Annotated in this window: 22 protein-coding genes and 2 pseudogenes; all 24 read right to left on the bottom strand. The window is 62.0% G+C overall.

Annotated elements, in window-relative coordinates; translation table 11 throughout:
• Positions 1-33 precede the first annotated feature (33 nt).
• Positions 34-345, bottom strand: a complete 312-nt coding sequence (locus NPS58_RS02585) for a hypothetical protein (protein ID WP_274113241.1) — start codon at positions 343-345, stop codon at positions 34-36.
• A gap of 65 nt (positions 346-410) precedes the next feature.
• Positions 411-875: a hypothetical protein gene (locus tag NPS58_RS02580; protein ID WP_274113239.1), complete on the bottom strand. Its 465-nt coding sequence runs from the start codon at positions 873-875 to the stop codon at positions 411-413.
• 12 nt (positions 876-887) lie between these two features.
• A complete protein-coding gene (locus tag NPS58_RS02575; RefSeq protein ID WP_274113237.1) occupies positions 888-1,631 on the bottom strand; it encodes a hypothetical protein in 744 nt (247 codons plus the stop codon).
• Positions 1,632-1,637: 6 nt separating this feature from the next.
• A complete protein-coding gene (locus NPS58_RS02570) occupies positions 1,638-2,324 on the bottom strand; it encodes a phage tail protein (RefSeq protein WP_274113235.1) in 687 nt (228 codons plus the stop codon).
• A complete protein-coding gene (locus NPS58_RS02565) occupies positions 2,321-3,043 on the bottom strand; it encodes a phage tail protein I (RefSeq protein WP_274113234.1) in 723 nt (240 codons plus the stop codon). The genes NPS58_RS02570 and NPS58_RS02565 overlap by 4 nt, the downstream gene beginning before the upstream one ends.
• Complete coding sequence (locus tag NPS58_RS02560; protein WP_274113232.1) at positions 3,040-4,020, bottom strand: baseplate assembly protein; 981 nt, start codon at positions 4,018-4,020, stop codon at positions 3,040-3,042. Before NPS58_RS02560 ends, NPS58_RS02565 begins: the two co-directional genes overlap by 4 nt.
• The gene (locus tag NPS58_RS02555; RefSeq protein ID WP_274113230.1) at positions 4,017-4,343 is read right to left on the bottom strand and encodes a GPW/gp25 family protein; all 327 of its coding nucleotides are present in this window, start codon (positions 4,341-4,343) and stop codon (positions 4,017-4,019) included. Before NPS58_RS02555 ends, NPS58_RS02560 begins: the two co-directional genes overlap by 4 nt.
• A 6-nt stretch (positions 4,344-4,349) precedes the next feature.
• Positions 4,350-4,556, bottom strand: a complete 207-nt coding sequence (locus NPS58_RS02550) for a hypothetical protein (protein WP_274113228.1) — start codon at positions 4,554-4,556, stop codon at positions 4,350-4,352.
• A 62-nt stretch (positions 4,557-4,618) separates the two neighbouring features.
• The gene (locus NPS58_RS02545) at positions 4,619-4,936 is read right to left on the bottom strand and encodes a hypothetical protein (protein ID WP_274113226.1); all 318 of its coding nucleotides are present in this window, start codon (positions 4,934-4,936) and stop codon (positions 4,619-4,621) included.
• 7 nt (positions 4,937-4,943) lie between these two features.
• Positions 4,944-5,525 carry a phage baseplate assembly protein V gene (locus NPS58_RS02540; RefSeq protein WP_274113224.1) on the bottom strand — a complete coding sequence of 194 codons (582 nt, stop codon included), beginning with the start codon at positions 5,523-5,525 and terminating at the stop codon, positions 4,944-4,946.
• Positions 5,522-6,052, bottom strand: coding sequence for a hypothetical protein (locus tag NPS58_RS02535; protein WP_274113222.1), 531 nt, complete (start codon positions 6,050-6,052; stop codon positions 5,522-5,524). Before NPS58_RS02535 ends, NPS58_RS02540 begins: the two co-directional genes overlap by 4 nt.
• Entirely contained in the window at positions 6,045-6,707 is a 663-nt protein-coding gene (locus NPS58_RS02530; RefSeq protein WP_274113221.1) for a hypothetical protein, read from the bottom strand. Before NPS58_RS02530 ends, NPS58_RS02535 begins: the two co-directional genes overlap by 8 nt.
• Positions 6,704-7,024 carry a head-tail joining protein gene (locus NPS58_RS02525; RefSeq protein WP_274113219.1) on the bottom strand — a complete coding sequence of 107 codons (321 nt, stop codon included), beginning with the start codon at positions 7,022-7,024 and terminating at the stop codon, positions 6,704-6,706. Before NPS58_RS02525 ends, NPS58_RS02530 begins: the two co-directional genes overlap by 4 nt.
• A gap of 2 nt (positions 7,025-7,026) precedes the next feature.
• Positions 7,027-7,209 (bottom strand): hypothetical protein, encoded by a 183-nt coding sequence (locus tag NPS58_RS02520; RefSeq protein ID WP_274113217.1) that lies wholly within the window; start codon positions 7,207-7,209, stop codon positions 7,027-7,029.
• A gap of 1 nt (position 7,210) precedes the next feature.
• Complete coding sequence (locus NPS58_RS02515) at positions 7,211-8,242, bottom strand: major capsid protein (RefSeq protein ID WP_274113215.1); 1,032 nt, start codon at positions 8,240-8,242, stop codon at positions 7,211-7,213.
• An 11-nt stretch (positions 8,243-8,253) separates the two neighbouring features.
• Positions 8,254-8,604 (bottom strand): head decoration protein, encoded by a 351-nt coding sequence (locus NPS58_RS02510; RefSeq protein WP_274113214.1) that lies wholly within the window; start codon positions 8,602-8,604, stop codon positions 8,254-8,256.
• Positions 8,601-9,002: a hypothetical protein gene (locus tag NPS58_RS02505; RefSeq protein WP_274113212.1), complete on the bottom strand. Its 402-nt coding sequence runs from the start codon at positions 9,000-9,002 to the stop codon at positions 8,601-8,603. The genes NPS58_RS02510 and NPS58_RS02505 overlap by 4 nt, the downstream gene beginning before the upstream one ends.
• On the bottom strand, positions 8,999-9,832 hold the full coding sequence (locus NPS58_RS02500) for a S49 family peptidase (protein WP_274113210.1): 834 nt from the start codon (positions 9,830-9,832) through the stop codon (positions 8,999-9,001). The genes NPS58_RS02505 and NPS58_RS02500 overlap by 4 nt, the downstream gene beginning before the upstream one ends.
• A gap of 2 nt (positions 9,833-9,834) precedes the next feature.
• A pseudogene (locus NPS58_RS02495) lies at positions 9,835-11,438 on the bottom strand (phage portal protein).
• A 2-nt stretch (positions 11,439-11,440) separates the two neighbouring features.
• Positions 11,441-11,656, bottom strand: a complete 216-nt coding sequence (locus tag NPS58_RS02490; RefSeq protein WP_274113206.1) for a hypothetical protein — start codon at positions 11,654-11,656, stop codon at positions 11,441-11,443.
• Between the two features lie 12 nt (positions 11,657-11,668).
• Positions 11,669-12,646 (bottom strand): terminase gpA endonuclease subunit, encoded by a 978-nt coding sequence (locus NPS58_RS29465; protein ID WP_337994259.1) that lies wholly within the window; start codon positions 12,644-12,646, stop codon positions 11,669-11,671.
• 141 nt (positions 12,647-12,787) lie between these two features.
• Positions 12,788-13,362, bottom strand: a pseudogene (locus NPS58_RS29460) (phage terminase large subunit family protein); the annotation flags it as partial.
• Entirely contained in the window at positions 13,362-13,553 is a 192-nt protein-coding gene (locus NPS58_RS02480) for a hypothetical protein (RefSeq protein WP_274113204.1), read from the bottom strand. The gene NPS58_RS02480 and the pseudogene NPS58_RS29460, both read right to left, overlap by 1 nt.
• Before the next feature lie 43 nt (positions 13,554-13,596).
• On the bottom strand, positions 13,597-14,121 hold the full coding sequence (locus NPS58_RS02475) for a terminase small subunit (protein WP_274113202.1): 525 nt from the start codon (positions 14,119-14,121) through the stop codon (positions 13,597-13,599).
• Between the last annotated feature and the right edge of the window lie 284 nt (positions 14,122-14,405).

Raw genomic sequence — 14,405 nt, 5'->3', positions numbered from 1 at the left:
GCCCCAGGTGTGGCTGCAGGTGGTCGGAGCCGATCAGAGCAGCAGCGGCACCACCAGTGCGGCCAGCAGGCAGGCAACCAGGGGAAACAGCAGATCGAGGCGCCCATCTGGACTCCAACGCCAGATGCGCAAACCGTCGTACCAGCGCAGGTGACTCAGGTGCAGGGCCAGGTCATGGGCCAGCTTGCGCTCGCCGTGGGTGTACTCCCGGCCCAGGAAGAAGAAGACGCCAGCAGCGGCGCCGACCCACTGCCCGGACGGTACGCCGAACAGCGCCATAAAACCCCAGACCTGGGCCATGATGAGCAAGCCCGCCAGGGCGTGCTGCCAGTTGGTTCGATTCAAAATGCTTACTCCAGGCACAAAAAAACCGCACTCGGCGGCCTTGGGTTGACGTTGAGGGAGGCGGGTCAGGCGGCGTTGCCGACACCGACGATGCAAGTGCGGATGGCAGTAATGGCAGCATCGGCCAGGCGTTCGGCTTCGGCGTGACTGGTCGCCTTGAGCACCGCCTGCTTGCCCTTCAGCCGCTCGGCGCGAATTGCGTAGATTGCCGCCTTCCAGGCGCGGGCCTCGGTAAGAATGTCGTCAGTGGCGGTCTGAGCCTCCAGGCCGGCCGCATCCATCCAGGCTTGAACAGTTGGCGGCACTGGGCCAGCGTAATCTGCAGCGGCGAAGCGTTCGGCTTCATCTGCCGTCAGGCGGTATTCAACGGCGCGCAGAGGGTCGCCCAATACCGCACTGCGCGATTGGTCCGCGCATTGCTCGATTTGCTGGGTGGCAACTGCCAGGGCAGCCCCCAACGGCAGCGCCATATAGTCGTAACCGACATAGTTTCGACCGTCGTAAACCACAATCAGACTTTGAGTTTGCATTGCGCTTTTTCCTTACAAAGTAGGCAGGTTTGTGCTCACGAATGGCACAGTATGGGATTGGGTTCCAGCGGCAACGCCTGACATATAGCGGCCGGCAAACCCTACCGGGAACGACGTGCCAACAACCCCCAGGATCACCGGCGATACCGATGACCAGAGCAAGTTGGCGGTAGCACCCGGTAGATCGATCACATCGCAGTCAATCATCTTGACCGCCAGCACAGGTGCCGGTGATGTGGTATTTGCCTTGATCAGCGCATTGTTGCCGCCAGTGGGAGCAGGGTTCTGGTTATTCGCACTTGGAAGCTCGAAAGAAATGTTGCGCACACAGAACTGCGCGCCGATGTTTGCCGAGAAGCAACTGATCACCGTCGCCCCGGCCGTCTCTTCCTTGAAGTAGGTAGGTCGCACAATGCGGCGAGTCCCGATAATGTCGGAGCGCAATTCAACCGCGACACCTTCCACGGAGATAACGTTCGGTGCCATGTTGTAGTCGGCCATCAGCCGAATACTGCAAACGCCACCTACCGGGGTATTGGAGATTGCCTTTTCGATGGTCTTGAGCGGACGGTCAATGGTGCCGTCGTTGGTGTCGAGGCCGAGCAAAGGATGCACACAGTAAACTTTCTTGTTGATCGGAACTGCCGCGATGGCAGCAGCAACCGCAGCATCAATGCCAGTCTTTTTGCCGTTGAAGTAGTCAACCAACTGAGTGGTTTTGGTTACCAAATTGGCAACGTCGGTTTCAAGACTCATATTGTCTTATGCTCCATGGATGTGTTGGACAACAAGGGTTTGCAGGGCAATCAGCCCAGCCGCGTTAGAAACCGCAGCACTTAGCAGGCCGTCGCGGTCTTCGGCCTGGCGCTTCTCGACGGATTTCATGCGCGACATCAGATTGGCGATCTGTTCGCCTGCGATACGTTGCTGGGCGGCCTGATCGATGATCTGGTCTTGCTGCTGCAGACCGCGCAGCTGTTCGGCGATCAGGGCCGATGCCTGGGCTGCCAACGGCCCCGCCAAGGTCAGGTTGAGCCCACCAGGTACGCTGTTGATGATCACGCTGTCAGCCGGCAGCGCGGCCAGCGACACGTCATAGGCCAGCACAAAGTCTGCATCGGCAGGCTTGTAGGTCAGCGCCTCGGTGGGGTGCGACCACACCGCCAACAAGGTGCCGTCACTCAGCAGAAAGCCGATTTCGCGGACCCAGTACGCACGATCATCATCGGCGACAGCGGTCAGATGAATTTGCGTGCTACTCAGGCGCTCCCCGCCGGCAATGGGGTACTTGGCGACTTGCGCCTGCAGGCTTTTCTGGTCGGTTCGCGGGGTGTAGCCCGCCGAGCCCAGGACGACGTGGGTAATCTCAGCCGACACGCCAGTGTTGTCGGCTCGCCAGATTGCGGCCAAGCCGGCCTTGGTGATGAGGGGTTGCAAAGGGATACTCATAGAACAGCCTCCATCGTGCCGCGCACGACAATGCGGAGCCGTACCGCGTTAGCGATCTGCAGGCCCTGTTCAGCGTTGATCGGAATGCCCTGCGCCTCGACGGACCGTCGAACCACACAGCGCAGGTTAATAGCGTTGCCCAGCTGCAAGCCCTGCAGGGCCGGATCGAGCGGCACGCCCAGGGCATCCACCGAACGGCGATACACGGTGCGCAGCTGAGCGGCGTTGCCCAGGCGCAAACCGCCATCGAAGCCGGCGCCCAGGCGAAAGTCATAGTGGCTACGCTCGTTCTTGGCCGCGTCGACCAGGGCGCGCAATCGGGCGTACAGCTGCGGCGACAGAATCGAGCCTTCGCCGGGTCGGTTGTGGTTGGCCCAGGCGGTCAACTGGAACGTGTACGGCGCGGCACCTGGGATCTGGTGCCATTCCTTGTATTCCGAATTGACCCGCACCGCCTTGAGCACCCGGCGCACAGCGCCTACGGTGCCCTTGGTCTTGTGAATCGGGATCGCCTCCCGTATCAAGGCCCGCTGCTGGTCCTCGCTATCTGCCGCATCCCAGCCTTCGACCTTCATGGCCCAGGCCAGCCAGGGCAGGAAGTTCGGCGGGCAGCGTGCCGAGTCGGCCACCCCCCGGATCACCTCCGGGTCGATACCCAGGTCGCAGGCAACCACCAGCGCCTGCTCCAGATCGGTGGCGTTATGCGGTAACAGACTCATGCAATCACCTCAGTGGCCAGCGTGACGCTGCTGCAACTGGGGTAATGACGCTTGTCGCTGGTCACATCGGCCAGCGGCTGGGTCAACCGCACCCGACGCACGCCCGTTACGTGTAACGCGGCATAGATCGCCGACAACGGCAACTGCCCCTCCAGCCGCCGCGCTGCCGCCAGAGCGGCATCGAGACTGGCCCGTGACGCGGCCTTGACCACCGCCGGATCGGGCCCGGCGTCCAGCTCCAGCACCGCCGCCACGTTGAACGCAGTGGGCTGGCCGAGCTGAGCGCGGGGGCGATCCGTCAGCGGCCGCACATCCTCGGCCGACAGTGCCGCCTGCACGCCGGCCACCACCTCGGCGCCCGGTACCGGGCTGTCAAGGCGTGGCAGCACCGCCAGCGACACGTCGCCCGGCAACGGGTTGTCGAGGCCGGCGGCGTAGTCGCAGACCAGCACAATCGCCCCGGCCGGCAACTGCGCCTGCAGCGCTGCTGGGACCGGCACGCCCTTGAACGTCGGCGAATCGACGGAGACACTGGCCACGCTGGCCGACGCGCTCAGCCCGTGAAACTCATAGGCGCCCCGGCTGCCGGCAACCGACAGTGCCTCTAGTGACAACCGCGTGCGGTAACGCAACGCTTCGTCACCCTCCATCACCGCCGCCACTGGCGGCACCGCGTCAGGGTCGGCCGGGATTAGGGTCAGCCGCTGCACACCATAGTCGGCCGCACGGTTGTCCAGATCGGTGCCCCGGGCGTAGGCCAACAGGCTGGACTTGGCCGCGTCATTGACTCGGGCCCGGCCGAGCATCTTTTGAAAGGCTGCCACCTCCAGCAACTTGACGATAGGGTCGGACTCCAACAGCGCGGTCCACTGGTCGCCCATCTGCAGGCGAAAGTCGGCCAGCACCTCCTGATACAGCGTTTCAAACTCCAGCGTTTCCACCACCTCAGGCGGTGGCAACAGGGACAGATCAATCATGCACGAACCTCCAGGGTGGTTGCCTGTGCCAGGTACTGGCCCGTCAGCTGCAGCTTGATCTGGCCACCGACCACCGCCGTGACCCGCACCCGCTCCAACTTCAATCGCGGCTCCCAGCGCCCCAGGGCGCGAGCCACTTCGGCTTGAACCGCGCTTTTCCAGCCCTCATTGACCGGCAGGTCAACATAACGGCGCAGGTGGCTACCGTACTCCGGCCGCATCCGCCGGCTGCCCAGCGGCGTGGTCAGAATGTCTTCAATGGACTGTCGCAGGTGCGCCAGGCCGGCAATGGGCTGCCCGGTGCGGCGGTCCAGTCCGATCATGGTGGGTTACTCCTGCAGCGGTTTCAGATCCGGGTGAGCCTGCAGGAACTGCAGCGCCTCGGCGTCATCCGCCGCCACCGTCACCAGGCCACGCTCGACCGGCAACTGGCGACCCTTGGTCAGGATCAGCACGCGGGAGGTGTAGGCCGTATCGCGAAAGGTCACTTGCGCCGCTGTCTCAGCGGCATCGGCGGTTTTCTTGGGGGTAGCCATGTTTGTTCTCCAGGCATGAAAAAGCCCGCACAGGGCGGGCTGGGGTGAATTGGATAGCGGAACTAAGCGCCCGTATACGTCGAGCCTGTGATAGCTCCGCTTACGGCCTTGGCAATTTCCTTGGGGTCGACCTCGCCGAACACCTGAATACTGACGTTGCGGATTCCTGCGCCCTCTTTGCGGACGTAGCGCCCGAGACTCAGGGCGATGCAAAGACCTTGGGCAATTTCCTCTGGCTCATTGTCACCCGCCATCAGCCGCTTCCAGAAAGAAAGCATGCGGTGATAGTCGAACTCCTGACTGATCTGCCTATCGACCATATTGGAAATTTGGAAGCGATCAAACCCACTGATCGGGCCTAAAGTTATGGTTTCGATCATTCTTTCCTCAGTGCTTGTGGTTTGCCGTGTTACCGGCGGTGTCGATGATTCTGGCGCCACCGAGAATATCGCCCGTTACGCGTAACGTTCCGTTGATCTGCACCTGGCCTGTCAGGGTGATGCTGGCCGCCTCAACGGTAGCCGCCCCCGACTTGGCCGTGATCGCGTCATCCGTCAACACCGCCTCGGTGCTGCCGACCTTGATACTGACGGTGCCGCCGGGCAGGTCGATGGTGTAGGTTTTGGCCTGCCAGTCGTAGACCAGCGAGCCGCCATCATCGAAACGCCATACCTCGACGTGATCGCGGTTATCCGGCTGGGCCCCAGCGTTGCCGTAGAGTCCCAGTACAAACGTGCCCTGCGCTGGCTCCCCGCTCGGACTGATCAACGCACCCTGCTCGTCCAGGCTTGGCGCTCGCCAGTGCCGGGCCTTACCGGCCGCCTGGCTGTGCCAACGCACCCAGGCGCTTGTCCAGCCAGCGCCGTCGGAAACGCGAACCTTGGCGGCAGCCAGGTCGACCGCCACCACCCGACAAGGAATGATCAGGCCTGCCAGCATGCGGTCATGGGCCGCGCTTGCTGCGCTCATGCCATTGCCTCCGGCGATTGATAGTGCTGTTCACTCCCGGGGCCGGTGTCAGGGCTGAAGCCCCACACCAGCTTGCTAGGCGGTTGATTGGGCCACGGCCACTCTTCCTCACCGAGGTAAATGTCCTGAGTCCATTCAACGACCCACACCGCGCAGCTATCCAGTTCAGGCCGAGTCCAATCCTGAGAGGAGCGCACGAACTGCGCCTGCCCGACTGCCAAACCCCAATGTTGCATCCGCAGCAGCACCGCCATTTGCGAGGCTGCGAATGCCACCTTCTGATGGCATTCAACATCCTCGCTGCCAACGATAAAGCGCACCTCAAACCGTGCGATAAGCGGTGTCTCCCCGGTGCCCTGGTCTTGGCCAGGTTCAAACTCGACAAGCTCGATTACGGCCGCCGGCAAATCCACTTGCTCGGCCATATGCGGCATGGTGCACACACAGGTCAGTCCGGGGATCGCCTGCGCAATGTGCTCCTCGATGGCGCGATACAACAACTCAAGACTGAATTCAGGTTCAGACACGGACGGATCCTCGAAGGTACTTCTGTAGTTCAAAGTTCAGCTCCTGGTGCAGCACCTTCAGCAAATGCTGATCAGCCTGGCGCACCCACTTTTCAAAGTGCGGGCGCACGTCATCCAAGGAGATCTTGGCCTTGGCTAACGGATACCGACTGTCATTTTCCGAGATCCAACCCGAGCTGGCCCCTCCCGCTCCAGACACCTCACTGGCGGGATAGTCGCTGCGCTTGAAGTGCTTGCTTGCAGTGCGAATCCAGATATCGGGTTGCCCGCCGTAAACCTTCTTGAAAAACGCCCCTTGATAGCGGCGATTCCCCACCGACACACCAGCACGCGTCTGCCGAGGCCGGCCAGCGCGACTAGCTTCAATCGGGTTGATGCCGAACCACAGCTTGCCCTGGCCATTGCTGCCAACTGAGTAAGCACGCAAGCGCTGCCGCACTGCGCCAACCGCAACACGCTCTTGCTGGCTTACCTCACGCGCGATATACGTGCGCAACCAACGTAGGGTCTTGTTGATGGCTCGACGCTGGGCCGCAATCGCGGCCTTGGGGACCAATGCAGCAAAATCAGCGAAAGCCTTCAGGTCCGACTGATCAACCTGAAGCGTGAGGAGCCCTGAGCTGGACGATTGCTTGTGATAGCTGCCAACGTTCATCGAATCTCCCGCAGGGTCAGGTTGATCCAGCCAGTACCGTCCGGCGCCCGCTTGGTGATGATGTAGCGTCCGCCACCATCCTCTGGAGCAAGCTGGACGACCAGGTGCTGGCCTTCCTTGATGCCATTAGCATGTGCGATCCGCACAGCGAAGGTTGGTTCGCGCAGGCCAGTGTTGATGCCACCGACCTTAGGTTGCAGCCACGGTGCCGAGAAAAACCCCGGCACCGGCTCTGCGCGCCCATCGATCATCGCTTCATCGCCGAGAACCTCCAGCAACTGCGCGTCCATCACAGCCGTCTGGTCACGGAAGGCCATGATCACTCACCGTCGTCTTGTTCGTCCTTGGCTGGAAGCTTCCCGCGAGGCGCGATTTTGCCTTCATCGACCAGCAGTTCAAGGATCTCCTTATTGGTCGACGGGTAGGTTTCGCCCTTTTTGTAGGTCTTGCTGCCGTCCTGAATGCAACCATCGGCCACGACGTACTCGATTTTTACCGCCATGTCACACCACCTTTGCGTACAAGAAAGCATTAGGTTCCAGCATGCCGGCCAAGGCGGCACTCTGCAGTTTCAACCAGCGAGCGCTTGGGTCTGGGGTGACCCAACTTTTCGGGAAGCGCACCGCTTCCACCAGGCCGCTTTCGATGGCATCGACGTCCTGAATAGCGCCGTACAACATCGCGTTACGCGTCGAAGTAGCGCCGAGGATCAAACCACCCTCAGGCACCATCTGCTGTTCATCACCCTCGTCGTCCAGGTACCACTCGTCATACACATACAGGTCGATGCCCGGATCGTTGAGGTAGCCCAGGTAAGTCACGCCGTCTGGCAGCAACTCAGGCTTGATCAGGCCCATATCGACGCGCCGGGTGTTGAGCTGTTTCAACACGGCGTCGTTGCTCTGAAACGCGTCCTGGGCCTCACCGCTAAGCACCGCGACGTTGCCGGTGCGCCCGGAGTCTTTGGCGATCTGGCGCTTCCACTGCCGCAGGTTGGCAATGGGGTCAGAATCCGAGGTGTTCCAACGGCCACTGGCCAAGGTGACCTTGTGGGTGTCTTCCATCAGAAAGTCGATGGTGTCATCCACGCCCTCACCAACGACGCGAACCCGGCCGGTGCTCAGCGCTTGGGCGCACATCCACTCTTCCCGGCGGGTGATCTCGTCATCCAGTTCGATCAGGTCACGACCCAGTTGCTCGCCCGCTCGCTCTAGCGGGGTGCGGGCAGAATAGGGATTGTCACCTGCGGCGCGCTTGAGGATCTGCTCGGCACGGGTTTTACGCTTCGGCTGGATGTAAGGCGGGGTGTAGGTTTCGCTGCTGAAGCCGGTACGCAGCGAGATGCTCCCCGGCAGCGAAGGGTGAACGAAGGGCGCCATTGTCCGCTGGCCTTTCACGATGTCGATGGTCACCGCTTCGGTACCGAAGGTCACTGGGTTGGCACCATTGAAAAAGGTACTCATCAGGAAGCGACGCGGGGTTTGCATCTGTTCAACCGCTTCCAGCATGGTCAGGGTGTCGAAAATATCGGTCATGGTTGCTCCGGTCAGCGAATGAAAAGGCAGAGAGGACGCAGTGCGGCCTTCGCAGCGGCAAGGGTCAGGCCCTCGCCGAGGGTGAGTTGACTGCCCAGCACTTGGCCGGTCAGACGAATTGGCGCGCTCTTCGCGCCGCTCGCGGTGTCGACGTCCTGGTCGAGGATGGCTTTCGGTACCTGCGATCCGTCCTCGGCTGCGGCCTTACACAACAGGTACTCCTGAGTGGCCGTGACCTGTCCCAGGACTGCGCCACGCGTCAGATCCTGACCAGCGGCAATGACACCGGTGTCCATAGCAATGGGAAAGTCGCCGGCCGACAGCTGTCGTGGCTGGTAGGTAGTGCGTTCGGGGTTGCTCATGGATGTCTCCAGTTAACGGCGCGAGGCGCCTGCAACGATTGCGTTGACAGCGACTTTGCGCTCGCCCTGCTCGCCGCCAGTGGGGTGGTACCGGTGACGCCCTGGGCATCGCTCTTGATGCTCGCCAGCGAAATACCGCGATCCTGTGCGGCCTTGAACATCACCAGCGCGGTCGCTTCGACTGAGCTGCCGTTATCGATAGCCGCTTCGATTTCTTTCTCAAAACCCTTGCTAGCCAGAGCGTTGATACCCTTGATGCGTTCGCGCTCAGCGGTGGTAGCCTCGGTGCGAATCGAGGTAGTGTCAGGCTGGTCGGCCTGGGCAATCTCGATGGTGTTGGCATCGGTACCGGCAGCCAGTGCCGCACGCAGTTCTGCCGTGGTCTTGACGGTGGTCATGGTGTGTATCCTTGAGAGGTGATGGCCGGTTTGGCCAGTTCGGTGATCAGGGATTCCAGCGAGCCCACGCGATGGGCCAGGCCGTGCTTGACGGCGTCAGCGCCAACACGCAGTCCGCCGTGATCGCCCATCTCGGGGACTTGCTCGGCATCGACGCCAAGGTTGCGGGCAACCTTGCTCACGAAGACATCGCCCAGGGCGTCGATGGTCTCGCCCAGCTTGCTGCGCCCTTCCTCGGTGGAGAGATCCAGGCGCTTGTTCGGAGCATTGCGGCTGACGATCTGGTAGCGCTTGCGGCCGCTTGTGGACTCGTTCTCGACGACCGCTTCCACAACGACCCCAATGCTTCCCGCCAGACTGGCCTCATCGATGACAATCTCGCTGGCTGCCGAGGCGATCCAATAGCCCGCGCTCGCTCCCGTGCCGCCGATGTACGCGACGATGCGCTTGCGGGAGCGGCCGGCAAAGATCATCTCTGCCAGTTCGTTAATGCCCGACGCCACGCCACCAGGGCTGTCGATGTTGAGCACGATGGCCTTGACCTTGGGGTCGTCCAAGGCTCGCTGGATGTCAGTGGCCAGGACTTGGGTGCTGGTCGCACCGCTGATCTCGGTGAATAGGTTGGCGTAACGGAAGATCGGTCCAATGACCGGAACCACCGCCACGCCGTTGCGCAGGCTTACACTGCGGGTTTCTTCAAGCCGCTCGCCGCGCTTGGTCGCCAGCGCCATCGGATCGCCCATGCGATCAGAGATGGCCAGCAGGTTGTCCAGGGCGTCGGGCAGCATCAGCCAGGGCTGCGAGGCAGCCAGCTCAAGTGCTCGCGGCATGCTTATTCCTCTTCGGGTTTAGGGTCAGGCGGATTTTCCAGCCCGCTCTTTGGCAGGGCCTGCAGGTTGTGTTTGCGACGCTGATCGACTTCGCGCACGCGCTGACGGAACACTTGCTGCCAGGGCTCGCCGGTCATTGCTGCGGTTTCCAGCGTTTCGTTGCTAACGCCGATTTCAATGCGCTTACCGGCGGCGTTCGCTTCCTTGAGTTCGTCAATGGCACCACGCGCCGGGCCAATCCAGATGGCCTGGCAGTACGCTTTGCGCTTGGCCGGGTCGCCGTAACCCGGCAGGTCGATCAAGCCCCTGGCCACCGCTTCGTCGATGACCAGCTCGCGGCTGGGCTGGCAGAAGTCGCAAGCCAGCCACCAGCGGCGCAGGCTGTAAAAACGCCAGGCCTGAAGCATCGCGGCTCGGGCAGCGCTGTAGCTGCTGCTGTAGTGCAGCAGCAGTTCCTCCAGCGGCAGCTCCAGGGCGGCGCCAATCTCTTTCACCACGGCGGTGAAGAACGGATCGAACTGAGCATTTGGCCGACCGGGGTTGGCCACCACCGGTTCCTCGCCGACACCGAGGTCAACCACGGCCCCCTCGCCCAAGGCCAACTCGCCGTCGGTGGTGTCATCCCCGCCCGGAGTCTCTTCAGCCAGGGCAGTCATCGGCAGGTTGCCTGTCTGGAAGTCACTGCTCTTCTTGATGAATACCGTGAACATGGCCGAGATCACCGCCGCCATAAGCTCGGCACTGGCGTAGCGTTCAAGCTTCTGCAGGGGTTCGAGTACCGGTGCCAGGTAGGGCATGCCCCGCTTCTGGCCGGGCCGTTCCTTGTCCGCCAAGACATGCAGCACGCGGCGGCGGCCTGTCTCAGCGCCGAACACGCTCAACCGCTCCCACGCCAGGTTTTTTCCAGCCACGTGCTCGCCGACATACCCAGTGCACACGTGGTACGCCACGGGCGAACCCAGCTCGTCGAACTCGACGCCATCGACCAGGTCGACCCGATCCAAACCGGTATTCGGATTGCTGACCCGGTCGGACTCGATCAACTGCAGACGGGTGCTGAAGATGCACCCGGGACGCTCTTTGTCCGGGCTGGCCACGAACACATCGCCCGCCACCATTGACGACACCAGGACCAGCGCCTGGAGTTGGTAATGGTTGAGCGTGGCCTCTGCATCGCATTCCCGTGGGTCGTCGGCGTACAACGACCACAGGCGGTCAAGTTCGCCGTTCAGGTCGTCCGCCGCCTCTTCGCTGATGCCGAGTGCCGCATGGTCAACCTGGGCACGGCAGACCAAGCCGGTACCAACCACGTTGGTACGCAACCGCGTGATCGCCGCACGTGCGATAAGGTGGTTGCGCATGGCATCGCGGGAGCGGGCTACCAGCATCCGCCGTTCACTCTGGTTGAAGTCGCGTCGTGGACTGCCAAGGCCAGGAATCCAGCTGGCCATGCTGCGCAACACTCGCGAGGCACCACGCCAACGGGTTTCGACCCCACCACCGCCCCCTGGGCAACGATCTGCTGACCGCCAACCGTAGCCTTGGCCAGCTTCAGGGCTTCGCGCATTAGCTGATCCGCTGCGCTTTCACGCTTCCAGAAGGCCATGCTTAAACCCTCACGTAGGAAACGCGGCTGCGGCCACGGCGCTGGAGCGCTGCCGCCTCAGCGGCGACCTGATCGGCGTACTGCTTCTCCAGCAGACGCAGGCTGTTGAGCTCGGCCATCTGGACTTCACGATCCGCCCGGCGCAGGCGCTGGCCGTTCTTCAGGACGGCCGAGATCGCCGCCCGAACTTCCGCAAGGCGTTGTTGTGCTTCTGTCATGGTGAACCTCGATTAGCTGACGCGACTCCGAGTACCACGTCCGCGAGTCACTGCGCGGCGTGGCACCGGCGCTACCGCCTGCTCAGTATTGAAGAGGGTAGGCTGAAGCTGTTGCTGCTCCAGCTGGTCCCATTCGTGATCGCGTAGCAGGTGGGTCTTGAGGCTGCGCGCCGCGTGCAAGGCGTACACCTCGCAGTCCAAAGCTTCGTTGCGTCGCCCTGCTTTCTTTTGCCAGACCATCTTGCTCGGCTGTCGCGGGTGCGGTGCCAGTACCTCGTTGGTCACCTGCTCGTAATAGTCAGCGCGGATCTCGCTGTACCAGTGCATCCGTCCCGGCCCGCTGCCCGAGAGTCGCATGCGACCATCGATCAGCGTCTTGGCCTTGTGGGTGCCGACGATGTACACCCGCAGACCGTACTTGGCCGCCTTGGTGTTGTCCTGGCTGGTGTCCGCCGACTGGGCCGGTTTGGTGAAAATCTCCCGGTCCCGGCTATCGATCGATGCACCCTTGATCGCCATGATGTTGAAGCGCTGTCGGTCACGCACGTAGGTGTACACCGCATCGCTGGTGTTGCCGTCGGAGCTGTCGATGCTGACCGCCGAAACGGCGAGCTGAGCGCCGCCCTCGGCGGTGATGGGGGTGGCAATGATCTTGTCGAGTTCAGTCCACACTGGATCGTGGGGGTCAATCGGATTGCCCTCCAACTCGCCCCAGTACAACCGCCAAGACTCTTCACCCCTGCCCCAGCCCACGATCACCAGGGCCAGGCGGTCGCCTTGAACGTCCACGCCGACAGTGACCAACAGCACGCCTTTCGGCGCGGTCAATTCGGCGTAAGGCTCGGCGCGTTTCTCCAACTCATCGGTCTTGGGCGCATTGCTCTTGTACTCGTAGCACTCGCCCATCTGACTATTGGTGAACGCGATCATCGGGCCGTGGTTGCCGTTCGACGCGGCGTGTTCGGCTTGGAGCTTCTTCTCCATCAGCACTTCAAAGCGAGAGCCGTGGAACGTGGCATACAGCTCATTGAGGATGTAACCCGCAATTCCCCGGAACTCGGCGGTAGCCTCCCAACGGCCGTGCTGGAGGTTGGCATTCTTCTGGTGGTCGTCCCAGATCTCGCCGCAATGCGGGCAGGCGTAGTACGCCGTTTCCGGGCGACGCTTACCGTACACCTCATGGTAGTAACTGGGATCCTCGTCGCAATGCAGATGCTCGAAGCTCAGGGCATGCGCCTGGCTGCAGCCATGGCATGGCACCAGGCCAATGCGCTTGTCCGACAGCTCCAGCTCAGCGTCAATCGCTGAGAGCCCCTTGATGGTGGGCGTACCGCCGATGATGATCTTGGACCGACGGAACGTTTTCAGTCGTTCCTTAGCCAGCTTGATACTGTCCCCCTGCCCCCGCAGGTTCAGGTTGCAGTCGTCCGGCTCTTCCACTGCGACCCGAGGCACCGGGGTGGACTTCACACTGGACGGGCTGTTCGAGCCGACCATCTTGAGGAAGCCGCCAGGAAACCGCTTGAAGTCTTGGCGCTGCTGCAGCTTACGGCTGCGAAGATCGACCTTTTGCGCAAGCGCTTGGTCGCCGCGATCATCGGCTCCAGCTTTTCAGCGACGTACTGCTTGGCCGCTTCGGCCTTGGGAAACAGAATCAGGATCGGGGACGGATCAAGGTCGATCCACTTGCCGATGGCGTTACCCATCACCCCGAGGTCCAGGCCACCTGGGCGGACTTGCGACCAACGATCTCGAACACATTCGGATCGTCCAAGGCTTCCAGCGGGCCACCCGGCCAGACCAGGTGAGGCGTGACATCGAAGCGGTATTTCCCAGGCTTCCCTGCCTCTTCAGTTGAGAGGTAACGGTACTTGGTGGCCCATTCGATGATGCTCATACGTGGTGGCGGCGCCCATTTTCGGCACGCCCGGCTGATGCCCTTACTCGCCGTCTTCTTCAGAGCCCTCCTCATCGTCCGGCTCGTCAGGATCCCACTCGGGATCATCGTCACCCTCGTCATACGCGGACAACCTCCTGAGTATTAGTTCGATGGGCTCGCGAATCAGTTGGTCGTCGACTTCAACGCCGTACTGCGCGGACAAAGTCGCGGCCAACTCATCCGGCAGGGTATTTAGCAACTCGATCTTGGCGGCGGTGATAACGTCCTCGAAGCGAGAAACCATCTCTGCCTCGATCACGACTTCGCCCAGGTCCTTTGCCAGCGCCAGCTCTTCGCGGTCGCCGCGTATCCTGTCCAGCCGATCCCGTGTACTTTCCTTCTTGCCGTTCAACGCAGCCTGGCGCATGAGCCACTCGATCACCGCTTGGGTGTCGTACTGGTTTTCGTTGCCGCGACCCACGCCGAACTCGATGACGGGCATTCCGTCTTTCTGCCAGCGGCTGAGGGTGCGCTCATCTCGACCGACGATCTCACCGAGGTCGGCCTTGCTGACTGTCCTGCCCATTGCTAAGTCCTTGAAAAGACGGACATCCCTGCATACACCTCAGCTGCAGAGATTCCGCGAGTCCCCGTACCCGTGTAGGGGGCGAGCCAGGGGAGGACCCAAAATTTCACCACGCCCGCCCGTGCCCGGTGGGGTCACCCGTGCCTGCAACGCTGAGGCATCAGCAAGTCCGGCAACACCGCCCACACCGGCAGCGAGGCTTCTCTTGGTAACGCCCCGTGGCCAGCGCCATGCTCAACGCCTGTACCAGGACCTCCTTGGGGGTTTCCTCCAGGGTTTTCTCC

It is taken from the genome of Pseudomonas putida (assembly GCF_028682455.1).
GTDB classification, from domain to species: Bacteria; Pseudomonadota; Gammaproteobacteria; order Pseudomonadales; family Pseudomonadaceae; genus Aquipseudomonas; species Aquipseudomonas putida_AA.
The sequence above is the reverse complement of the archived record's forward strand: the minus strand, read 5'-3'. Positions and strand labels throughout refer to the sequence as shown.